The sequence below is a fragment of the Bradyrhizobium sp. i1.15.2 genome, assembly GCF_040548425.1.
GTDB lineage: Bacteria > Pseudomonadota > Alphaproteobacteria > Rhizobiales > Xanthobacteraceae > Bradyrhizobium > Bradyrhizobium canariense.
The window spans coordinates 1-23001 of sequence record NZ_JBEPRQ010000021.1 but is presented as its reverse complement, the minus strand read 5'-3'; the positions used below and the strand labels follow the sequence as shown (position 1 = coordinate 23001).

General features: G+C 65.1%; 20 protein-coding genes. 13 read left to right on the top strand and 7 right to left on the bottom strand.

The window, feature by feature from the left end; all coding sequences use genetic code 11:
* Positions 1 to 7 precede the first annotated feature (7 nt).
* Positions 8 to 1537, top strand: a complete 1530-nt coding sequence (locus ABIB80_RS28570; RefSeq protein WP_007598782.1) for a malonate--CoA ligase — start codon at positions 8 to 10, stop codon at positions 1535 to 1537.
* A gap of 125 nt (positions 1538 to 1662) precedes the next feature.
* Here ABIB80_RS28570 and ABIB80_RS28565 read toward each other — a convergent pair whose 3' ends face one another.
* A complete protein-coding gene (locus ABIB80_RS28565) occupies positions 1663 to 2523 on the bottom strand; it encodes a sulfite exporter TauE/SafE family protein (RefSeq protein ID WP_035993891.1) in 861 nt (286 codons plus the stop codon).
* Positions 2524 to 3041: 518 nt separating this feature from the next.
* Here ABIB80_RS28565 and sdhC point away from each other — a divergent pair.
* The 11 genes from sdhC (at position 3042) to ABIB80_RS28510 (ending at position 15503) form a co-directional block, all read left to right on the top strand.
* Entirely contained in the window at positions 3042 to 3440 is a 399-nt protein-coding gene (sdhC, locus tag ABIB80_RS28560) for a succinate dehydrogenase, cytochrome b556 subunit (RefSeq protein ID WP_007598778.1), read from the top strand.
* On the top strand, positions 3437 to 3853 hold the full coding sequence (gene sdhD / locus ABIB80_RS28555) for a succinate dehydrogenase, hydrophobic membrane anchor protein (protein WP_007598776.1): 417 nt from the start codon (positions 3437 to 3439) through the stop codon (positions 3851 to 3853). The genes sdhC and sdhD overlap by 4 nt, the downstream gene beginning before the upstream one ends.
* A 3-nt stretch (positions 3854 to 3856) precedes the next feature.
* The gene (gene sdhA, locus ABIB80_RS28550) at positions 3857 to 5692 is read left to right on the top strand and encodes a succinate dehydrogenase flavoprotein subunit (RefSeq protein ID WP_007598775.1); all 1836 of its coding nucleotides are present in this window, start codon (positions 3857 to 3859) and stop codon (positions 5690 to 5692) included.
* A gap of 42 nt (positions 5693 to 5734) precedes the next feature.
* Positions 5735 to 6517, top strand: a complete 783-nt coding sequence (locus ABIB80_RS28545; protein ID WP_007598774.1) for a succinate dehydrogenase iron-sulfur subunit — start codon at positions 5735 to 5737, stop codon at positions 6515 to 6517.
* 189 nt (positions 6518 to 6706) lie between these two features.
* Positions 6707 to 8896 (top strand): hybrid sensor histidine kinase/response regulator family protein, encoded by a 2190-nt coding sequence (locus ABIB80_RS28540; protein WP_007598773.1) that lies wholly within the window; start codon positions 6707 to 6709, stop codon positions 8894 to 8896.
* Positions 8897 to 8949: 53 nt separating this feature from the next.
* Complete coding sequence (locus ABIB80_RS28535) at positions 8950 to 10905, top strand: ABC transporter ATP-binding protein/permease (protein WP_007598772.1); 1956 nt, start codon at positions 8950 to 8952, stop codon at positions 10903 to 10905.
* Positions 10906 to 11072: 167 nt separating this feature from the next.
* Positions 11073 to 11897, top strand: coding sequence for an FkbM family methyltransferase (locus tag ABIB80_RS28530; protein WP_007598771.1), 825 nt, complete (start codon positions 11073 to 11075; stop codon positions 11895 to 11897).
* A gap of 21 nt (positions 11898 to 11918) precedes the next feature.
* Positions 11919 to 12305 (top strand): VOC family protein, encoded by a 387-nt coding sequence (locus tag ABIB80_RS28525; protein ID WP_007598770.1) that lies wholly within the window; start codon positions 11919 to 11921, stop codon positions 12303 to 12305.
* Between the two features lie 73 nt (positions 12306 to 12378).
* Positions 12379 to 12876 (top strand): pyridoxamine 5'-phosphate oxidase family protein, encoded by a 498-nt coding sequence (locus tag ABIB80_RS28520; protein WP_007598769.1) that lies wholly within the window; start codon positions 12379 to 12381, stop codon positions 12874 to 12876.
* Complete coding sequence (locus ABIB80_RS28515; protein ID WP_007598768.1) at positions 12876 to 13118, top strand: hypothetical protein; 243 nt, start codon at positions 12876 to 12878, stop codon at positions 13116 to 13118. Before ABIB80_RS28520 ends, ABIB80_RS28515 begins: the two co-directional genes overlap by 1 nt.
* 186 nt (positions 13119 to 13304) lie before the next feature.
* Positions 13305 to 15503 (top strand): OmpA family protein, encoded by a 2199-nt coding sequence (locus tag ABIB80_RS28510; protein ID WP_354128854.1) that lies wholly within the window; start codon positions 13305 to 13307, stop codon positions 15501 to 15503.
* Between the two features lie 147 nt (positions 15504 to 15650).
* On the opposite strand, the gene argG is transcribed toward ABIB80_RS28510, so the two are convergent.
* From argG to ABIB80_RS28480, 6 genes are all read right to left on the bottom strand, one after another.
* Positions 15651 to 16988 (bottom strand): argininosuccinate synthase, encoded by a 1338-nt coding sequence (gene argG, locus ABIB80_RS28505; RefSeq protein ID WP_007598765.1) that lies wholly within the window; start codon positions 16986 to 16988, stop codon positions 15651 to 15653.
* Positions 16989 to 17081: 93 nt separating this feature from the next.
* Entirely contained in the window at positions 17082 to 17858 is a 777-nt protein-coding gene (locus tag ABIB80_RS28500) for a phosphatase PAP2 family protein (RefSeq protein WP_007598763.1), read from the bottom strand.
* A gap of 137 nt (positions 17859 to 17995) precedes the next feature.
* A complete protein-coding gene (locus ABIB80_RS28495; RefSeq protein ID WP_007598761.1) occupies positions 17996 to 18484 on the bottom strand; it encodes a hypothetical protein in 489 nt (162 codons plus the stop codon).
* A 133-nt stretch (positions 18485 to 18617) separates the two neighbouring features.
* Complete coding sequence (gene rlmN / locus ABIB80_RS28490) at positions 18618 to 19820, bottom strand: dual-specificity RNA methyltransferase RlmN (RefSeq protein ID WP_007598759.1); 1203 nt, start codon at positions 19818 to 19820, stop codon at positions 18618 to 18620.
* 185 nt (positions 19821 to 20005) lie between these two features.
* Complete coding sequence (locus ABIB80_RS28485; RefSeq protein ID WP_007598757.1) at positions 20006 to 20668, bottom strand: invasion associated locus B family protein; 663 nt, start codon at positions 20666 to 20668, stop codon at positions 20006 to 20008.
* Positions 20669 to 20785: 117 nt separating this feature from the next.
* Entirely contained in the window at positions 20786 to 21625 is an 840-nt protein-coding gene (locus ABIB80_RS28480; RefSeq protein WP_007598756.1) for an SDR family oxidoreductase, read from the bottom strand.
* A gap of 238 nt (positions 21626 to 21863) precedes the next feature.
* On the opposite strand from ABIB80_RS28480, the gene ABIB80_RS28475 reads away from it, so the two are divergent.
* Complete coding sequence (locus ABIB80_RS28475) at positions 21864 to 22838, top strand: NADPH:quinone oxidoreductase family protein (RefSeq protein ID WP_007598751.1); 975 nt, start codon at positions 21864 to 21866, stop codon at positions 22836 to 22838.
* The last annotated feature ends 163 nt before the right edge of the window (positions 22839 to 23001 follow it).

Below are 23001 nucleotides of genomic sequence, written 5' to 3'. Positions count from 1 at the left end.
ATCTTGCATGAACCAAGCAGCCAACGCCAATCTGTTTTCCCGCCTGTTCGATGGCCTCGACGATCCGAAGCGCCTCGCGATCGAGACGCACGACGGAGGACGCATCAGCTATGGCGATCTGATCGCCCGGGCCGGGCAAATGGCCAATGTGCTGGTCGCGCGCGGCGTGAAGCCCGGCGACCGCGTTGCGGTTCAGGTCGAGAAATCCGTGGCCAACATCGTGCTGTATCTGGCCACGGTGCGGGCCGGCGCGGTCTACCTGCCGCTCAACACCGCCTATACGCTGAATGAGCTCGATTACTTCATCGGCGATGCCGAGCCCTCGCTGGTGGTCTGCGATCCCGCCAAGGCGGAGGGCCTCGCCCCCATCGCCGCCAAGGTGAAGGCGAAAGTCGAGACACTCGGGGCTGACGGCAAGGGCTCGCTGACGGACGCCGCCGACAAGGCGAGCAGCGAATTCGCCACGGTCCCGCGCTCAAACGACGATCTCGCCGCGATCCTCTACACGTCCGGCACCACCGGCCGCTCCAAGGGCGCGATGTTGACCCACGACAATCTGGCGTCGAACTCGCTCTCGCTGGTCAGCTTCTGGCGCTTCACCGACAAGGACGTGCTGATCCACGCGCTGCCGATCTACCACACCCACGGCCTGTTCGTGGCGACCAACGTGACGCTGTTCGCGCGCGCGTCGATGATCTTCCTGCCGAAGCTCGACCCTGATCTGATCATCAAGCTGATGGCGCGCGCCACGGTGCTGATGGGCGTGCCGACGTTCTATACCCGGCTGCTCCAGAACGCCGTGCTATCGCGCGAAACCACACAACACATGCGGCTGTTCATCTCGGGCTCGGCGCCGCTGCTCGCCGAAACCCATCGCGAATGGTCGGCGCGCACGGGCCATGCGGTGCTCGAGCGCTACGGCATGACCGAGACCAACATGAACACCTCGAACCCCTATGACGGCGAGCGCGTGCCCGGCGCAGTCGGCTTTCCGCTCCCCGGCGTCTCCGTACGCGTCACAGATCCTGAGACGGGCAAGGAGCTGCCGCGCGACGAGATCGGCATGATCGAGGTCAAGGGCCCGAACGTGTTCAAGGGCTATTGGCGCATGCCGGAGAAGACCAAGGCGGAATTCCGCGACGACGGCTTCTTCATCACCGGCGACCTCGGCAAGATCGACGCCAAGGGTTACGTCCACATTCTCGGCCGCGGCAAGGATCTCGTCATCTCCGGCGGGTTCAATGTCTATCCGAAGGAAATCGAGAGCGAGATCGACGCCATGCCCGGCGTGATCGAATCTGCCGTGATCGGCGTGCCCCACGCCGATTTCGGCGAGGGCGTCACGGCGGTGCTGGTCTGCAACAAGGGCGCCGATGTGACAGAGGCTGCGGTGCTGAAGGCGCTCGACGGCCGGCTGGCGAAGTTCAAGATGCCCAAACGGGTCTTCGTGGTCGACGAGCTGCCGCGCAACACCATGGGCAAGGTGCAGAAAAACGTGCTGCGGGATATTTACAAGGATCTTTACGCGAAGAAATAGGGGCTGTTGTTCGCTGCACTCTCGTCGTCATTGCGAGGAGCCCTTGCGACGAAGCAATCCAGACTACCGCTGCGGAAAGATTCTGGATTGCTTCGCTACGCTCGCAATGACGGATTTTGCGGCGGCTACTGCCCGCCTATCAAGCTCATCACAAACCGGCTGCCGACAATAAACAGATAGCACCCGAACGCGACCTCCAGCGTCCGCTTCGACATCGCATGCGCCGCCTTCACACCGAGCGGTGCTGTTACAAGGCTCATCGGCATCACCAGCACGGCGCCGATCAGGGAGACGTAGCCAAGCGCGAACGGGATTTGCAGGGCTGCAACGGCCGGGTAGCTGGCCGCCGCAGGCCAGCCAGCATAGATGTAGCCGAGCGCGCCGGGGATCGAGATCAGCACTGCGAGCGCCGACGAGGTCGCCACCGCCTGATGGATCGGGCGGCCGTAGAACGTCATCAGCAGGTTCGAGAACAATCCGCCGCCGATGCCCATCAAGGTCGACAAAATGCCGACGCAGAAGCCGTAGATTCGCATCAAGATGCCTTTCGGCAGATCATCGCCGAGTTTCCAGCTCTCGCGCGCGAAGATCAGCCGTACCGCGGCCGACCAGGCGACGGCGACGAACACGATCTTGAACAGCCGCTCCGGCGCGTAGCGCGCGACCACGCTGCCGGCGATGACGCCGATCAGGATCGGCAGCCACCAGACCCGAAGGATCGCAAGATCGACGGCGCCGCGCTTGTAATGCGCCTGGAACGAACGAATCGAGGTCGGAATGATGACGGCGAGCGAAGTGCCGATGCAGAGCGGCATGCGCACCTCCAGCGGCACACCGGCGATGCGGAAGCACTCGTAGAACACCGGCACCAGAATCGCGCCGCCGCCGATGCCGAACACGCCGGCCAAAAATCCGGAGAGCGCGCCGGTTGCGATCAGCAGCAGCGTGAGCTCGAGGATCTCCTTGATATCAAGTCCTGCAATCACCCCTGACCTGCCCCGGCGATGGCTCGCAACTTCTCCGATGCATCGCTCGGACAGCTGCCCGCAATGCTCTAGGCGATCTGATTTGTCGGGTCGACCGCCGCATCGGCGGTCTGGGGTGGGATGCAGGTTGCGCATATCCGCCCGTCTCGCGAAAAATCGGTGCGCTTTGCGGAAATTGAAAATTGCTCGCCGATCATCCCTGCCGGTCCGAACGTCATGAATGACTGGTTCGAACCCTGGTTGGCCTGCGGCGGCTTAGAGCCGTTCCAATAGTAATTTCAATGCGCCGCAGCTCTCCGACAAGGAATGAATTTTTGTTCTGTCTTTAGCCGGTGCGCCATGGCCCTGGTATACCAAGCGCCCGATTGGCCTTGTTACATCAAGGGCCTAGAGCTGAACCCAGGTTCGATTTATGGCGATTTGGTGATTGCGCAGGTGAAATCGACTCCGTAAATAGAGCCGACCTTTCGCGATCCCCGCGCGCCCCATGCTGGGCCGCAATAAAGCAATCGAAGCCCATGACCGCACGGATCGAACGACCGCTTTCGCCACACATGCAAGTCTACCGCTGGACGCTGACGATGGCACTTTCCATCGTCCATCGCGCCACCGGGATTGCCCTCTACGCCGGAACGCTGCTGCTGGCCTGGTGGCTGATTGCGACGGCCTCCGGCCCGGCCGCCTATAGCCACGTCCAGGCCTTCACCGGCAGCATCATCGGCCGGCTGATCGTGTTCGGATTCACCTGGGCGCTGATGCACCACATGCTCAGCGGCATCCGGCATTTCGTCTGGGACCTGGGCTACGGCTTCAAGGCCAATGAGCGCGAAGCGTTGACCTGGGGCGCGTTGATCGGCGGCATCGTGCTCACGGTCCTGGTCTGGATCATCGCCTACGCGATCGGAGGCGGCCGATGAGTTTCGACGAATCCCACGGCGCTCCGAAGGGCTCCTCCATGCGCACCCCGCTCGGCCGCGTGCGCAATCTCGGCGCGGCGCATTCGGGCACGTCCGATTTCTGGCGCCAGCGCATCACCGGCGTCGCCATGACGCTGCTGATGATCCCGGTGATCGTGATCGTGATGATGCTGCTCGGCCGCAACCAGGCCGGCGCCGCACAGATCCTCGGCTCGCTGCCGATCGCGGTGATCCTGCTGCTCTTCATCTTCGCCAGCGCCTGGCACATGAAGATCGGCATGCAGGTCGTGATCGAGGACTACATCCATAACGAGAAGCTGAAGCTCATCTCGATCATGCTCAACAACTTCTTCTCGTTCGCCGTGGCGCTCGCCTCGACCTACGCGATCCTGAAACTTTCCTCCGGAGTCTAACCCATGGCCACAGAGACCAATGGCAAGGGCAACGGCGCTCCCGCCACCAACGGCAAAGCCTATCCGATCGAAGACCACACCTATGATGTGGTCGTGGTCGGCGCCGGCGGCGCGGGCTTGCGCGCCGTGGTCGGCTGCAGCGAAGCCGGCCTCCGCACCGCCTGCATCACCAAAGTGTTTCCGACCCGCTCGCACACCGTCGCGGCGCAGGGCGGCATCTCGGCGTCCCTCGGCAACATGCACAAGGACGACTGGCGCTGGCACATGTACGACACCGTGAAGGGGTCGGACTGGCTGGGCGACCAGGACGCGATCGAATACATGGTGCGCAACGCGCCCGAGGCGGTCTACGAGCTCGAGCATTGGGGCGTGCCGTTCTCGCGCACCGAAGACGGCAAGATCTACCAGCGCCCGTTCGGCGGCATGACGCTGGACTACGGCAAGGGCCAGGCGCAGCGCACCTGCGCCGCCGCCGACCGCACCGGCCACGCCATGCTGCACACGATGTACGGCCAGTCGCTGCGCCACGCGGCCGAGTTTTTCATCGAGTTCTTTGCCATCGACCTGATCATGGACGACCAGGGCACCTGCCGCGGCGTCATCGCGCTCAAGCTCGACGACGGCACGCTGCACCGCTTCCGCGCCCAGTCCGTGATTCTGGCGACCGGCGGCTATGGCCGCGCCTATGCATCCTGCACCTCGGCGCACACCTGCACCGGCGATGGCGGCGGCATGGTGCTGCGCGCCGGCCTGCCGATGCAGGACATGGAGTTCGTGCAGTTCCACCCGACCGGCATCTACGGCTCGGGCTGTCTCGTCACCGAAGGCGCGCGTGGCGAAGGCGGCTATCTCGTCAACTCCGAGGGCGAGCGCTTCATGGAGCGCTATGCGCCCTCCGCCAAGGATCTGGCCTCGCGTGACGTCGTCTCGCGCGCAATGACCATCGAGATCCGGGAGGGGCGCGGCGTCGGCAAGAAGAAGGACCACATCTTCCTTCATCTCGATCATCTCGATCCCGCGGTGCTGGCCGAACGCCTGCCGGGCATCTCGGAATCCGCAAAGATCTTCGCCAATGTCGACGTGACGCGCGAACCGATCCCGATCGTGCCGACCGTGCACTACAACATGGGCGGTATCCCGACGAACTATCACGGCGAAGTGCTGACCAAGAAGGACGGCGACGACAACGCCATCATCCCCGGCCTGATGGCGATCGGCGAAGCCGCCTGCGTCTCCGTGCACGGCGCCAACCGCCTCGGCTCCAACTCGCTGATCGACCTTGTCGTGTTCGGCCGCGCCGCGGCGCTGCGCCTCGCCGAGAAGCTCACGCCGAACGCCAGCCAGCCGGAGCTGCCGGCGAATTCGTCCGACCTGGCGCTCGGCCGGCTCGATCATTATCGCTATGCCTCCGGCGGCACGCCGACCGCGAAGCTGCGCGAAGGCATGCAGCACGTGATGCAGAACAATTGCGCGGTGTTCCGCACCGGCGACATCCTGAGCGAAGGCCAGAACCTGATCGAGAAGGTCCATAGCGGCATCACCGACATCGCCGTGTCCGACCGCTCGCTGGTGTGGAATTCCGACCTGATCGAGACGCTCGAATTCGACAATCTGATCGCGCAGGCGGTGGTGACGATGAACTCGGCCGCCAACCGCACCGAGAGCCGCGGCGCGCATGCCCGCGAGGACTTCTCCGAGCGCGACGACAAGAACTGGATGAAGCACACGCTGGCCTGGCTGGAAGATTCCGGCAAGGTCAAGATCGAGTACCGCCCGGTTCACGACTACACCATGACCAACGACGTCCAGTACATCCCGCCCAAGGCTCGCGTTTACTAAACGGCGCGCATGTACTGAGCGAACAGCGAAAGCTTTATCGAAATGGTTGAATTCGCACTTCCGAAGAACTCCAAGATCAGCGGCGGCAAGACGTGGCCGAAGCCCGCGGGCGCGACCGAGGTCCGTGAATTCCGCGTCTATCGCTGGAATCCGGACGACGGCAAGAATCCGAGCGTCGACACCTATTACGTCGACACCCATGATTGCGGGCCGATGGTGCTGGACGGTCTGATCTGGATCAAGAACAACATCGACCCGTCGCTGACCTTCCGCCGCTCGTGCCGCGAAGGCGTCTGCGGCTCCTGCGCGATGAACATCGACGGCCAGAACACGCTGGCCTGCACCCGCTCGATGCACGACGTGAAGGACGGCGCGGTGAAGATCAATCCGCTTCCGCACCAGCCTGTCGTGAAGGACCTCATCCCCGACCTCACGAATTTCTATGCGCAGTACGCTTCGGTCGAGCCGTGGCTGAAGACGACCTCGCCGACGCCGCAGAAGGAATGGAAGCAGAGCCACGAGGACCGCGAGAAGCTCGACGGCCTCTACGAGTGCATCCTCTGCGCCTGCTGCTCGACCTCGTGCCCGAGCTATTGGTGGAACAGCGAGCGCTATCTCGGTCCCGCCGCGCTGCTCCAGGCCAACCGCTGGGTGTCGGATTCGCGGGATGAAGCGACCGGCGAGCGGCTCGACAATCTCGAGGACCCGTTCCGCCTCTATCGCTGCCACACCATCATGAACTGCGCCAAGGCCTGCCCGAAGGGCCTCAACCCGGCGGAGGCCATCGCGGAGCTCAAGCTCAAGATGGTCGAGCGCCAGATCTAGGCGTCATTCATGCTGCGATCCCCGGCCGGAACGGCCGGGGCATTCTACGGCGGGCGCGTCTTCCAGTAGATTTCGCCTCCGCCCCTGCGCGGGCAAGCCGACGAGTTGCAACCTCTGGTTCCAGCTACAAGCCGCTTCCTTCCCGGCGCGAAATTCAAGTAAGCTCTCCGGCGTGGGACCGGAGCGACCGTGCAGGGCGCACAACGCAATTCGCTGAGATTGCTGCAGTGGATGATGGCTGCGTCCCTGGCGCTGCCGATTGCACTGTTCGCGATCGCCGCCTCGATCTCCTACACCTCGACAAAAGATATTGCCGACCGCGAAATCGAGCGCACCCTCGATGTCGCGCACGAGCATGCGCTCAAGGTGTTCGAGACCATCGACCGCAGCCTCGCCGAGATCAACGAGGTGGTGCGCGACATGCCCGACGAAATCATCCGCTCGCGCGAACCGGCCCTGCACCGCCGCCTGAAGCAACTGACCGATTCGCTGCCGCAGCTCAAATCGGCATGGATCTTCGATGCGGACGGAAAGTCGCTGGTCAACAGCCTGGCATCGCCGCCGCCGGCGCAGAGCTTTGCGGACCGTGATTACTTTGCCGCCCATGTCGACCAGAGCATCGGCAGCTACATCGGCGTTCCCCTGACGCCGCGCCAGCCCTATCAGGGCGCGCGCTTCTTCGGGGTCAGCCGCCGCCGCAGCTCCGACGACGGCAGCTTCATCGGCGTGATCCAGGCCTCCGTCCTGCCGGAATATTTCGAGAGCTTTTATGCCAGGATCGGCTCCGATCCCGGCAGCTTCCTCGCCATGGCACGCACCGACGGTGTGGTGCTGGCGCATCTTCCGCGGCTGGACCGCGACCTCAGGCTCGATCCTAACGGGCCGGTTGGCCGCAGCATCGCAGCTCACCCCGAGCATGGCCTCATCACCATCGCCTGGCCATCGGACGAGGTCGAGCGGCGCATCGGCTACCGACGCATCGCCGAATACCCGATCTATGTCAGCGCGGGGCTGGAGACCTCGGCAATCCGCGCGCGCTGGTTCGCCACCATGGGCCAGCATCTGGTGTTCGGTATTCCCGCCACCGCGCTGCTGTTTCTGCTGCTGGCGTTCGCGTTCCGGCGCACCCAGCATCTTCAGGCCGAGGCCGCCGCGCGGCGCGAAGCCGAGGAGGCGCTCAAGCACAGCCAGCGCCTGGAGGCGCTCGGCCAGCTCACCGGCGGCGTCGCGCACGACTTCAACAACCTCCTGACCGTGATTCGCGCCTCTGTCGACCTGCTGAACCGGCCGCAGCTGAGCGAGGAGCGGCGCCAGCGCTACATCACCGCCATCGCGGACGCGGTCGGGCGCGCGGCCAAGCTGACCTCGCAGCTGCTCGCCTTTGCGCGGCGCCAGACCTTGAAGCCGGAAGTGTTCGACGTCGGCGCGCGGCTGCAGTCGCTGCACGACATGCTCGCGACGCTGCTCGGACCCGCGATCGAAATTGCGATGCGGCTGCCGGCCGAGCCCTGTCTCGTCAATGCCGATGCGAGCCAGTTCGAGACGGCGTTGATCAACATGGCGACCAATGCGCGCGATGCCATGCACGGCAAGGGCAGGATCGTTTTCGAGGTCGAGGCCGCGGCGACGATTGCGGACACGCGGGCTCCCGTCTCAGCCAACCCTGAGCTTTCAGGCAACCCTGAGCTTTCCGGCAAACATGAGCTTGCTGACAAACATGGCTTCGTCGGCATTGCCGTCAGCGACACCGGCATCGGCATTCCGGCTGCGAGGCTCGAGCGCATCTTCGAGCCGTTCTTCACCACCAAGCAGGTCGGCCACGGCACCGGTCTCGGCCTGTCGCAGGTGTTCGGCTTCGCCCGGCAGTCCGGCGGCGAGGTGACAGTCACCAGCGAAGTGGGCCACGGCAGCACCTTCTCGCTCTATCTGCCGCGCGTGGCGCCGCACCTGCTGCCGCAGCGGCAGGCACCGAACACGGCCCCGGCTGTGGCCGGTAGCGGCATGTCGGTGCTGCTGGTCGAGGACAATATCGAGCTCGCCAATTTCGCGGCCGACGGCCTCACCGAGCTCGGCTACAGCATCACGCTGATCGACAATGCAACTGATGCGCTCGCCGAGCTGGTCATGGAGCCCGATCGCTTCGATGTCGTTTTCTCCGACATCGTGATGCCCGGCATGACCGGGCTCGATCTCGCGCAGGCAGTCCGCGAGCGCGGCATCGGCGTGCCGGTCGTGCTGACCACCGGCTACAGCGAGGCGCTGTCCCAGGACGGCAAGGTCGATTTCGAGCTCGTGCAGAAGCCCTATGCGATCGATCAGCTATCGCGCGTGCTGCACCGGCTCGCGCGACGCCGGGTGCGCGACGGCGCCGCCGAATGATCCGACACTCGGAACCGAGTGGAACCTTTTGATTTAGCTTGCGTTATCCGGCCATGCAAAAGCCGGCCAGAAAGCGCGAATCGGGCAAGAAGCCGCCCATCGTCGAAATCGTCGGCGAGACCGGCGAGGAAGAGGCTCCGCCGCCGCCCGAGCTGGTCGAGCCCGACCCGGAGCAATCGCCCGAAGAGGCCGAGCAGGCCCGCAAGGACTACCTCCTCACCCGCTTCTGGATCAGCGCGCGCGGCTTCTGGGGCCGCAACGGCGACCGGCTGGCGTGGCCGTTTTCGATCGGCCTCGGCGTGCTGATCGTCCTGACGGTCGGCTTCCAATACGGCATCAACGTCTGGAATCGGGCGATCTTCGACGCGATCGAAAAACGCGAGGCGTCCACCGTCTTCCATCTCACCGCGGTGTTCTTCCCGCTCGCGATCGGCAGCATCGTGCTCGGCGTGGCGCAAGTGTTCGCACGCATGGGCATCCAGCGGCGCTGGCGGGCGTGGCTGACGGCCAGCGTGCTGACGCGCTGGCTCGGCAACGGCCGCTATTACCAGCTCAATCTCGTCAGCGGCGACCACAAGAATCCGGAATACCGGATCGCGGAGGATCTGCGCGTCGCGACCGATTCGCCGGTGGATTTCCTCGCCGGCGTGACGTCCGCGCTGCTGTCGGCCGCGACCTTCATCGTCGTGCTCTGGACCATCGGCGGCGCGCTCACCGTCACGCTCGCGGGATGGTCGGTGACCATTCCCGGCTTCCTGGTGATCGCCGCGATGCTTTATGCGGGAATCGCATCGGGCTCGATCCTGGTGATCGGCCGCCAATTCGTGCAGGTCTCCGAGGACAAGAACCAGGCCGAGGCCGATTTCCGCTACACGCTGACGCGCGTGCGCGAGAATGGCGAGAGCATCGCGCTGCTCGGCGGCGAGGAGGAAGAGCGCGACGGCATCGACCGCAACTTCACGAATGTACTGCGGCAATGGGCGCGACTGGCGGGCCAGCACATGCGCACCACGCTGGTGTCGCAGGGATCGAGTCTTGTTGCTCCCGTGGTCCCTCTCCTGCTCTGCGCGCCAAAATTCCTCGACGGCAGCATGACGTTGGGGCAGGTGATGCAGGCGGCTTCCGCCTTCACCATCGTGCAGAGCGCGTTCGGCTGGCTGGTCGACAATTATCCGCGGCTCGCCGACTGGAATGCCTGCGCTCGCCGCATCGCCTCGCTGATGATGTCGCTCGACGGCCTCGAGCGCGCCGAGCAGGGCGACGGAATCGGTCGCATCAAGCGTGGGGAGACCAGCAACGACGCCATGCTGGAGCTGAACGACCTCTCCGTCACGCTTGATGACGGTACCGCCGTGGTCGGCGAGACCGAGGTGGTGATCGAGGCTGGCGAGCGGCTCCTGGTGGCCGGCGAATCCGGCACCGGCAAGAGCACGCTGGTACGCGCCATCGCCGGGCTCTGGCCATGGGGTGGCGGCAGCGTCAATTTCCATCCCGACCGGCGGCTGTTCATGCTGCCGCAGCGACCCTACGTGCCATCAGGCTCCTTGCGCCGCGCGGTCGCCTATCCCGGCGCGGAAGATGACTGGACCGTCGAGGAGATCGGCGAGGCCTTGCACAAGGTCGGTCTCGACCATCTCAAGGACAAGATCGAGGAAGAAGCACCGTGGGACCAGACGCTGTCTGGCGGCGAGAAGCAGCGTCTCGCTTTTGCGCGGCTGTTGCTGCACAGCCCTGATATCGTCGTGCTCGACGAGGCCACCTCGGCGCTCGACGAGAAGAGCCAGGACAAGATGATGAAGATGGTCACCGACGAGCTGCCGAAGGCCACCATCGTCAGCGTCGCGCATCGTGTCGAGCTGGAGGCCTTTCACAGCCGCAAGATCGTGCTGGAGCGCCGCAAGGGCGGTGCAAAACTCGTCAGCGATATCGACCTGATCCCGCGCAAGGGCAAGCGCAAGCTGCTCGGGCGATTCCTGGGCCAGCGCAAGGCGCCGAAAAAGGCGGCGTGAGGCTAGCAGCTGTAGCCCGGATGGAGCGCAGCGCAATCCGGGACAGTCCATCGAGAGGCGAAACCCGGATTGCGCTGCGCTCCATCCGGGCTACCGACCCCTCGTGAACGATTGGAGTCCCCGGCAAAACCGGCTATGCATGCGCCGCTTGCAACGAGGACTTTGACTTGGCGACCGACAATGCCCCTTCGTCCGCGCCGTTCGGCGCGTTTGCGCCGAATGCGGCGCAGGCCGCGATCATTCGCCTCGCGACACAGTCGCGGCTGAAGCGCGGAGCGTTCCGGCCGTGGCTTTCGCGATTGGTGAACCTGCTGCGCAGTGGTCCCGTCGACGTGCAATACCAGGGCGCATCGTTCCGCTTCTATCACCAGGGCAGCGCGACCGAGCGCGGCGCGCTGTTCAATCCCGATTACAATCTCGACGAGCTCGACTTCCTGCGCCAGCACACCCCGGACGGCGGCGTGTTCGTCGATGTCGGTGCCAATGTCGGCACCTTTGCGCTGGTGATGGCGCGACAGGTCGGGCCATCAGGCAAAGTGGTCGCCATCGAGCCGCATCCGATGACGTTTGGACGGCTCTCGTTCAACCAGGCCGCATCGAAAGCGACGCAGGTGCGCCTGGTGCAGGCGGCCGCCGGCGACAGCGACGGCGAGCTGATGATCGAGAGCGGCGGCGGCAATCTCGGCGCCACGCATGTCGTCACCGGCACGGCCAGCGCGGAGGCGATCAAAGTACCCTCGCTGCGGTTGACGCGCATTCTCGACGAGGCCGGCATCACCAAGGTGGACGCATTGAAGATTGACGTCGAGGGCTTCGAGGATCGCGTGCTGATCGGCTTCTTCCGCGACGCGCCGCAATCGCTATGGCCGCGCGCGGTGGTGATCGAGCATTTGTCACAAAAGGAATGGCGGGACGATTGTATCGCTGACATGGTCGCGCGCGGCTTTGTGGTTGCGCGCAAGACGCGGAGCAATACGTTCCTGTCGCGCTGACGACGAACGACGGAGGTTGCGATGATCGACCATATGGGCTTCCCGGTCTCCGACTATGAGCGCGCCAAGGCGTTCTACGCCAAGGCATTGGCGCCGCTCGGCTACAGCCTGATCATGGAGGTCACGCAGGAGCAGACCGGACACGATCCGGCCGCCGGCTTCGGCGCCGACGGCAAGCCGGATTTCTGGATCGGCGGCGAGGGCGCGCTGAACAAGCCGGTGCATGTCGCGATTCTGGCGAAAGACCGCGCCACGGTGGATGCGTTCTACAAGGCGGCGATCGCGGCGGGCGGGCGCGACAACGGGCCGCCCGGGATCCGGGCGCATTATCATCCAACCTATTACGGCGCCTTCGTGCTCGATCCCGACGGACACAACATCGAGGCGGTTTGCCACGCGCCGGAATAGATAAAGTTCCTTCTTGCGGCCGGAACCTCGTTCCGCGCCCGCCGTTGTCGTCCCTTGCAAGAAGGAGCACGACATGGCCAACGACAATGCTCGCGACGTCGATCGCGATTTGGATCGCGTGTGGGATCTGATGAAGTCGATCGGATTCGCGATGCTGGTGACGCGCGATGGCGACAAGCTCCGCGCGCGGCCGATGAGCGCCTATCTCGATCGCAACGCGGACACGATCTATTTCCTCACCGACGCGCGGCGTCACAAGGACGATGAGATCGCGCGCAATCCGTCCATCAACCTGTCGTTCGCGGATGCGGGCAGCCAAAAATACGTGTCGCTGACGGGCACTGCCGTGGTCTCCAATGACCGTGCGAAGATCAAGGAGCTGTTCGCGACGCCGGCCAAGGCGTGGTGGGACTCTGCGGAAGATCCCAACATTCGCGTGCTCAAGGTCACGCCTGACGATGCCGAGTTCTGGGATTCGCCCGGCACGGTGATCTCCTATGTGAAGATGGCGGCCGCGGCGGTGACGAACACGCGGCCCGATCTCGGCGACAACCGCAAGGTCTCGATGTAATGCCGATCGAGCCGCCCGAGATTCCGCCGTCGACGCCGGGCACGCCCACCGAGCCGCCGCCGGGGATTCCGCCGGGCAATCCGCAGCCTGAAATCGCGCCGCCGGTGCGCGAGCCCGGCGCGCCGACGCCACCCGACGAACTGCCGGGCCGCATGCCTGAAGAGATTCCATCGCGCGGGCCGAACGGGCCGCTCACGCCGAATCCTGCGACGGATGCAAGTCCGCCGCGGGATCGCGCATGAGGCGAGGTATCACATCGGAGGCAATTGCAACCTGCGTCTGAATGCGCAATGAACGTCACTATAGTGAGGTGATTTGCGTGCAGAAATAAATCGCGCCGCGTCGGCTTCGTCCGCCACAATCCGGCCTAACGCGTAGCTGTTCATCCCAACACTTCGTCAAAGAACCTTCCGGGGAAGTTCACCATCATGACTAATCTTCGTTTCGTGCTGCTTGCCACCACGGCTCTGACCGCGATGCAGTTCGCAAGCTCCGCATCACATGCGCAAGGCGCGCCGCCGCTCGTGATCGCGCAGGCGCAGCCACAAGAGACCGGCCCTGACGGAAAACCGAAGGAGCCGCCGAAGGGAGCGCCCGCGCGCCCGGCTACACCGCCGCCTGCGGCGCCCGCGCGTCCGACCGCACCGCCGCCCGCAGCTGCACCGCCCCATCCGCCCGCGCCGCCTCCGCCGGCGGCCGCTCCGCAGCGCCCAGCAGCACCGCCGCCGCCTCCGCCGCCACCTGCGGCTCGTCCGGCACCGCCGCCGCCCCCACCGCCGCCTGCCGCCCCGAAGCCGCCTGCGCCGCCCCCGGCTGCGGCTCCGCAACAGCATGCGCCGCCTCCTGCACCGCCCGCGGCACGCCCGGCTCCCACGCCTCCAGCGCCGCCGCCCGCCGCGGCTCCGCAGCAGCACGCACCCACGCCTCCGCCGCCTGCGGCTCACCCGACACCACCGCCGCCACCGGCAGCAACTCCTCAAGGCCATCCCGCGCCGGCGCCCACGGGGACACCGTCGCCTGCGCCCGCGCCGACGGTGCGACCGGGCGCGCCCGCTCCGGCCGCCACACCTGCACCGACAAGTACACCTTCACCGACCGCGACTCCTGCGCCGACCGCGACGCCGGCTCCGGGCAGTACGCCGCCGACTGGCCGTCCCGGTGCGCCGACCCCCGGCGGACGTGCGCCCTCGGCGGCGGGATCACCAACACCGGCTCCAGGCGCCACGCCCGCTCCAACGACGACACCGGCGCCAGGGGCCACCCCGACGCCGTCCGGCCGTCCGGGTCCCGCGCCGAGCGCAACGCCGGCACCGGGCGCAACGCCCGCGCCCGGCGCAACCCCTGCCCCGACAACGACGCCGGCCCCCGGTGGCGCCGTGACATCGCCCCCGGGACGCCAGGGTGGTGCACCCGCTGCTGGCGCGCCCGCTGCCGGAGCTCCGCCGACCCAGCCGCAGACAGCTGCCCCGCCCCGGCCGCCGGCTCCCCCCGCCGGCGCCGCAGCACCGAGCACCGTCCCGGGCTCGGCGGCTGCGACCCCGCCGCCCAACAGGGCGCAATACGCGACGCCCACGGTTGCGCCGGCCTTCCGCGCCGCGCCCACGACGACCACGCCCCTGCCGCCACCGCCGCGTCCGCCGCAGCGTGACCTGACACCGCTCGCGATCGGTGCAGGTGTCGTTGCCGGTGCCGTGATCGGCGCCACCATCGCCGACTACCGCAACCAGCGCCGCGAAAGCATCGAAGGCGGCCGCACCGTCTACACCGAGCCGGACCGCATCATCATCCGCGATCCGGGTGGGCAGACATACGTCCGCGGCAACGATCTCTATCGCTTCCGCTATGGCGCCCGCGACATCCGCACCGAGACTGTCGGCGCCGATACCCGCACCGTGGTGATCCGTCCCGACGGCAGCGAGATCGTTACTGTTGTCGGTCCGGACGGTCGGCTGCTGCGGCGAATCCGCAGGGACCCGGCCGGGCGCGAGCTCGTCATCATCGATAACAGCTACCGCGATCCGCAGTCGGTCGGCGGTTTCTATGTCGACGCTCCGCCGCCCGTCGTGAACATTCCCTACGATCGCTATATCGTCGATGCCGAGGAGGCGTCGCCGGACGTGATCTATCAGACGATGGTGGCGCCGCCGGTGCAGCGGATCAACCGTCGCTACACACTCGACGAGATCCGCTACAGCCCCAATGTTCGCATGCAGATGCCGAGCATCGACCTCAACACGATCAACTTCGAGACGGGATCGTGGACCATCCCACCAGACCAGGCGGCGAAGCTGCAGTCGATCGCCGACGGTCTTAACCGTGCGATCCAGGCCAACCCGCGCGTGGTGTTCTTGATCGAAGGTCACACCGACGCGGTCGGCAACGACGTCGACAATTTGTCATTGTCGGATCGTCGTGCGCAGGCCGCGGCCGAATTGCTGACCCAGCAATTCGGTGTGCCGTCCGAGAACCTGACGTCGCAGGGCTATGGCGAGCAGTACCTGAAGGAGCAGACGCAAGGACCGAGCGCGATCAACCGCCGCGTCACCGTCCGCAACATCACGCCGTTGCTCAACGGCGGCCAGGCTTCGCTGCCGCCGCCCCCGCCCGGCACCGCGCCGCCGCGGTAACGGCACGCACAAACGCAAATGGCCGGGAGCAATCCCGGCCATTTTTGTTTTGCTTGTAGGGTGGGTTAGCCGAAGGCGTAACCCGCCACTGTTCGTATCCGCAGAGACAGAAGAGGTGGGTTACGCTGCGCTAACCCACCCTACGCTTCAGCCCTTGTCGTTCTCCAGCCGGAAGATCTGCGAGCCTTCACTGCCCGACAGCAGGCCCGTGTCGCTGTAGAGCTTCAGCTTGGCGCGGGTATCGTTGATGTCGAGGTTGCGCATGGTGAGCTGACCGATGCGATCGGCCGGCGTGAACGCCGCGTCCTCGACCTTTTCCATGCTAAGCCGCTCCGGCGCATAGGTCAGGTTCGGGCTTTCCGTGTTGAGGATCGAGTAGTCGTTGCCGCGGCGCAGCTCCAGCGAGACCTCGCCGGTGACGGCGCGGGCGACCCAGCGCTGCGCGGTCTCGCGCAACATCAGGGCCTGCGAATCGAACCAGCGGCCCTGATAGAGCAGACGTCCCAGGCGCATGCCGCTGATGCGGTACTGCTCGATGGTGTCTTCGTTGTGGATGCCGGTGACGAGGCGCTCATAGGCGATGTGCAGCAGCGCCATGCCGGGCGCTTCATAGATGCCGCGGCTCTTGGCCTCGATGATGCGGTTCTCGATCTGGTCGCTCATGCCGAGGCCGTGGCGGCCGCCGATCGCGTTGGCTTCGAGGAACAGCGCGACGGGATCAGAGAAGGTCTGGCCGTTCAGCGCGACCGGCTGGCCTTCCTCGAATCGCACCACGACCTTCTCGGCCTTGACGTTGCAGTCGTCACGCCAGAACGGCACGCCCATGATCGGGTTGACGATCTTGATGCCGCTGTCGAGGCTTTCGAGATCCTTGGCCTCGTGCGTCGCGCCGAGCAGATTGCTGTCGGTCGAATATGCCTTCTCGGCGCTCATCTTGTAGGCAAAGCCCTGCGCCGTCATGAACGCCGACATCTCGGCGCGGCCGCCGAGCTCGTCGATGAACTGCTGGTCGAGCCAGGGCTTGTAGATGCGCAGGCCCGGATTGGTCAGCAGGCCGTAGCGATAGAAGCGCTCGATGTCGTTGCCCTTGAAGGTCGAGCCGTCGCCCCAGATGTTGACGCCGTCCTCCTTCATCGCCGCGACCAGCATCGTGCCGGTGACGGCGCGCCCCAATGGCGTGGTGTTGAAATAGGTGATGCCGCCGGTGGAGATATGAAAGGCGCCGGACTGGATCGCGGCGATGCCTTCATGGACGAGCTGCGTGCGGCAATCGACCAGCAGCGCTTTCTCCGCGCCGAACTCCATCGCCTTGCGCGGAATCTCGTTGTAGTCGGCCTCATCGGGCTGGCCGAGATTGGCGGTATAGGCGTAGCAGCGCGCGCCCTTCTGCTTCATCCAGAGCAGCGCCGCTGACGTGTCGAGGCCGCCCGAAAAAGCGATGCCGACTTTCTCACCCTTGGGCAGGCTTTTCAGGATCGTGGTCATGGGGCTTCCAATCGGTCTCGAAGGGCGGATGTCGTTTCACGGGTTGACCGCGCGAATATCAAATTTCGCGGGGCTCGGCACCCCTTTAATGGCTCAAACTGACGGCTCGGGCCCCGTCTTGCGGCCGAACAGGCGCTGGCGCAGCCGGTAGGCAGGCATGTTCAGGCGGGTCAAGGCGGCATCGACCGCCTCGTCCGAAAACCGGGTCCGCGGCCAGCGGTAAATCAGCGCGTAGGCAAACCAGATCACGACGAAGGTGACGAGGCCGGCGATCGACACGTCGGTGAAGAAGTGGCCGCCAAATGCCATCCGCAGGCCGCTGGTCACGAGGCCGAACACCACGGCTCCGGCATAAGCGAGCGGGCGCCACGGCGGCGGTGCCAATGCGGCCGGCGCCAGCGTCCAGAACGCGGTCGCGCCCTCGCCCGAGAAGAACGAGCAGTTGCGCGCGCAACCGCCGCGTGGGTCCCACCACGGCACGAATTGCTGGTCGCCGGCAAACTGCGTCACCACCACCGGACGCGGCCGGCCCCAATAGGACTTGAAGGCGAAATTGGTGAGGATGCCGGCCGACACGATGATCGTGACCAGCAGGAAGACGATCGCGCGCCCCGAGACCATCAGCGGCCGGTCGGGCTTGAACATCTTGACCACAAGCGCGACCAGCGCAGGCAGCACGAACGCCCAGGCAACCCACATCGCGGCGTCCCGCGCAAAGCTGGCCCAGCCGTTCAGCTTGAGCGGAAATGTCTTGGTCTCAGGGTCGAAGAACAGCGCGGCGAGCTTGAGATCAAGCTCGGGATAAAGGCCGAAAACGACGCCGATCACGAGCCACAGCGCCAGGGCAATGAAGAGTCCGGTCCGGTTCATGGCGCGCGGTTTAGCCGAGTGGGAAGGGGATGAAAACCCCGGAATCCGTCATTCCGAGCGAAGCGAAGCAATCCAGAATCCATCCGCGGCGATAGTCTGGATTGCTTCGTCGCTTCGCTCCTCGCAATGACGGCACCTCAATCCGGCCTTGAATTCGAGGGCAGCGGCGGAGGCGGCTTACGCGGCAGCGGCGGATTGCGCCAGGCACCGGCATTGCGACCGGCGATCAGCCAGTAGACGACACCGGCGACGATGCCGGCGCCGGTCATGATCTCGAGATGGCGGCGCACGATGCCTTCGAACTGCAAGGTGTCGGAGTGAAAGGGAATGAGGCCGAGATAGCAGGCGAGGCCGACGAGGCCGCCGCCGACGGCATAGGTGAGAGCACTGCGGATGTAGAGCGCCTCGGTGATCGCGACGATCACCGCCGCCGGCACAAGCGCAAAGCCAGAGACGAAGATGAAACCGAACCCGAGCAGGATGTCGATCGTGCCCTGATCGACGGGACCGGCGCCGAGATCGGCGAACTCCGGAAACAACAGCGCGATGACGACGATCATGCCGCCGACGAAGCAGGCGGCGAGAAAGCCGATGAAGATGACGATGAGGCGGCCGATCAAGGACATGCAGAGGAAGCCAACGTTACCGTCATTGCGAGCGACGCGAAGCAATCCAGAATGCGTCTGCGGAGGCAGTCTGGATTGCCTCGTCGCTGCACTCCTCGCAATGACGGGGAAGCAACACAGTGCACCTACCAAGCTAGTCTGTCATCGCCATGGCGCGCAGCGTCTGGCGTTCCCTGGCGGAGAGTTTTTCGGTCTCCGACTTCAGCTGGCCGCAGGCGGCGAGAATGTCGCGGCCGCGCGGGGTGCGCACCGGCGAGGAATAGCCCGCGTTGAAGACGTATTCGGAGAACTTTTCGATCTGGTCCCAGTCCGAGCATTCATAGGCGGTGCCGGGCCAGGGGTTGAACGGGATCAGATTGATCTTGGCGTGAATGCCCTTGAGCATCTTCACCAGCAGCTTGGCGTCATCGAGCGAATCGTTGACGCCCTTGAGCATCACATATTCGAAGGTGATGCGACGCGCGTTCGAGGCGCCGGGATAGTCGCGACAGGCCTGCAGCAATTCCTTGATCGGATATTTGCGGTTGAGCGGCACCAGCTCGTTGCGCAGCTCGTCGCGCACCGCATGCAGCGAGATCGCGAGCATGACGCCGATCTCCTCGCCCGCGCGCACGATGTTCGGCACCACGCCCGAAGTCGACAGCGTGATGCGGCGGCGGGAGATGCCGATGCCTTCGTTGTCGCCGACGATGAGCAGGGCGTCACGCACCGCTTCGAAATTGTAGAGCGGCTCGCCCATGCCCATCATCACGATGTTGGTGACGCGACGCGTACCGTCTTCGCGATCGGCCCAGTCGTTCAGACGATCGCGTGCGACCATCACCTGTCCCACGATCTCGCCGGCGGTGAGGTTGCGCACCAGGCGCTGCGTGCCGGTGTGGCAGAAGGAGCAGTTCAGCGTGCAGCCGACCTGGGAGGACACACACAGCGTGCCGCGATCGGTTTCGGGGATGTAGACGCACTCGACTTCATGCGCCCGCTCGACATTGTCGCCGCTCGGCAGCCGCAGCAGCCATTTGCGGGTGCCGTCGTTGGAGATCTGCTCGGCCACGACTTCGGGCCGGTCGACGGTGAAATGTTGCGCGAGCTCGGCGCGAATGCCCTTCGAGACCGAGGTCATCTCTTCGAAGTTCTGGGCGCCACGGAAATACATCCAGTGCCACAGCTGCTGCACACGCATCTTGCGCTGCGCCGGTGCAACGCCGATCTCGCCGAGGCGATCGGCAAGCTCGGTGCGCGACAGGCCGATCAGCGAGGGCCTCGCCGGCGGCACATAGGTTTCGAGCGGAGTCTTCTCCACCAGCGTTGCGTTGTGCGGCTCGGTCATCGGTTGCATTGAATGGCCTGATTAGGTGGTCGTTCCGGGATGGTCCGAAGGACCAGACCCGGAACCTCGAGATTCTCAGGTGCGCAATTGCGCACCATAGTTCGCGCTTCGCGCGCCCCGGAATGACGGGAGAAAGTCTAGTCCGCCCTATATAGCAACCGGAACCGCCGATTGCGACCTTATCGACCGCAGGCTTAACGCCTGCAATCCTGCGCGATCTTGTCGAGCGCCTGGGCGAGGCCCTTCAGCGAGAACGTGTCGGTGGTCTCGGTCCCCTTGGACGAGACGCCCTTGACCACGAGATCGGCGGATTTGCGCATGGCCTCGACCATCCGCTCTTCCTCGGCCGCATTCTTGATCCAGAGACCGTCGCCCTGCGAGTACATGGCGAAAGCGGCGCCACCGACCTCGACCGACGATTCAGAGCCCGGCTTCAGTGCGTAGCCGATCATGACCGAGACTTCGTTGTTGACCTTCTCCGCCGGGCGGGTGGAGACGAAGGCATAGGCAGGATCGCGCGGCCGATTCGGCGGGTTGGTCTTCGACGACGACGGCTTGGCCAGCGCGAAGCAGACCTTTTTGCCGTTGGGCGCGGCCGAATAGGCGCCCCAGGTGCCGAACTGACCAATCAGGGTTGGCTCTGCGCCGCCCGCAACCGCCGCGTGCGGAGCCACTGGCTTGCTCTCGGGCTTTGCAGCCGTCTTTCCAGTCGTATTGGTCGCCGGCGCAGCCGATTTCGGCGCGGCCTCTTTCGGTGCAGTTTTGGGCGCGGGCTGCGCCGTCTGCGCCCGCGCGGAATCGACGATTCCACAGGCCGCCACGCCCGTCATCAAAGCTAAAATCAGCACCCGCCACATGCTGGAGTGGTTCCCTCAATATTGTGACTGGAAGATGGCCCGGTCGCGCATTGTCCCCGCGGCAGGGATAGCCGGGAAAGTCCAATTTGGGAAGGCAGTTAGCGAAGGTCGAGGCGACTAGGCCCGGGATCGCGCCGCGCGTTGCTCCGCCCATTGCGCATCGGTCCAGCGCAACAAATCCTCGGCGCCTGAGCTGCGCAAATGCGCGCCACCGTCGATCACCACCATCTCGCCGTTGATGTAGCCGGCACGGTCGGAGACCAGGAAGCTGGCGAGGTCGGCAAGCTCGCGGTGCTCGCCGGCGCGTCCCATCGGGTTGCGCGCGGCCCACCCTTCGTCGCGACCCTCGGGGCGGAGCTGACCCGAGGCGCCCGCGGTCGGGAACGGTCCCGGCGCGATCGCGACGGTGCGGATGCCCTTCGGGCCCCATTCCACGGCGAGACTTTTGGTCATCGCCAGCACGGCCGACTTCGCCATCGCCGATGGCACGGTGAAGGCGCGGCCGGTGATGGTCGAGGTCGAGAGGATCGAGAGCACGACGCCGCCATGCTTGCCGTCGATCCAGCGCTTGCCGGCGGCAAGCGTGCAATACATCGCACCATGCAGCGTCGGCGCGAGGATCGCATCCGCGGCGCGGAATGAGAGATGCTCGCTCTGCGCAATGAAAGTCGCAGCCGCGTTATTGACGAGAATATCGAGCGGCGCCTCGCGCCAGATGGCGTCCATCATGCTCTCGACGGCGGTGCCATCGCGGATATCGCAGGCGATCGTCGCGACCTTGCCGCCGATCTCTTCGCGCATCTCGCTCGCCGCCGCCTCGAGCCGATCGACCTTGCGGCCGCAGATCACGAGTTCAGCGCCGAGCGCGAGGAAGCGGCGCGCCATCGCAGCACCGAGACCTGAACCGCCACCGGTGACGAGGATGCGCTTGTCCTTGAGCAGGCCTGTTTCAAACATGGTTTGAATCCTCCCTTTCTGTCTTCCCGTCATTGCGAGCGCAGCGAAGCAATCCAGGCTATTTCCGCGGCACGGATTCTGGATTGCTTCGCTGCGCTCGCAATGACGAGAGGATAGGCCGGTGCGGTCTAATAGACAAAGAAACCGGATTGTCGCCCGCACCTAAATCCGGCAGAAACGGGCAAACTATAAATCCACTCGAAACGCCCAGTACTTCACTTCTCAAGAAGGTGCCGCCATGAAAGCCATCCTCTGCTCGCAATATTGCCAGCCCGACGATCTCGTTCTGGCCGACGTGCCGGATCCGGTGGCCGGTCCCGGCGAAGCCGTGATCGCGATCAAGGCTGCGGCGCTGAACTTCTTCGATATCCTGATGATCCAGGGCAAGTACCAGATCAAGCCGCCGTTCCCGTTCTCGCCGGCCGCCGAAGTCGCGGGCGTGATCGAGAGCATCGGCCCCGGCGTAACCGATCTGAAGGTCGGCGATCGCGTCGTCGCCTCCTGCGGCCACAATGGCGCGCGCGAAAAGATCGCGCTGCCTGCGGCATCGATCGTGAAGATCCCCGACAATCTCGATTATGACCGCGCGGCCGGCATCATCATCATCTACGGCACCGCGCTGCATGCGCTGGAAGATCGCGCGAGCCCGAAGCCGGGCGAGACGCTCGCGGTGCTCGGCGCCGCCGGCGGCACCGGACTTGCCGCGTGCGAGCTCGGCAAGCTGATGGGCCTGAAGGTGATCGCCTGCGCGTCGTCGGACGAGAAGCTCGAATTCGCGAAGGCGCACGGCGCAGAACTCACGCTCAATTACGGCAAGGAAGATTTGAAGGAAGGCTTGCGAAAGCTCACCGGCGGCAAGGGCGTCGACATCATCTTCGATCCCGTGGGCGGCACCTATGCCGAGCAGGCGCTACGCTCGATTGCCTGGGAAGGCCGCTTCCTCGTGATCGGATTTGCCGCCGGCGACATTCCGAAGATGCCGCTGAACCTCGCGCTGCTGAAGGGCTGCGACATCCGCGGCGTGTTCTGGGGCGCGTGGACCCGACTTAACCCGGAAAAGAACCGCGCCAATCTCGAGAAGCTCGTGAAGTGGACAGCGGAGGGGAAGATCTCCTCGCATGTCGATCGCGTCTTCCCGCTGGCACAGACTGCGGATGCGCTGAAGGTGCTGGCGGGACGTCAGGCCATGGGCAAGGTGATCCTGCATCCGTGAGGCTATGCGGCGTGGCGTGTGTCGGTACGGCCGCTCGCCACGAGCTCAACTGTCATCGCCCGGCTTGATGTTTAGACCGGACAGATCACTGACAGGTGTTCGGAGACATAGCTGACACATCAAAATGGGCTGGTCTGGTCGATTCGGGAGGCCGTCCATGCCC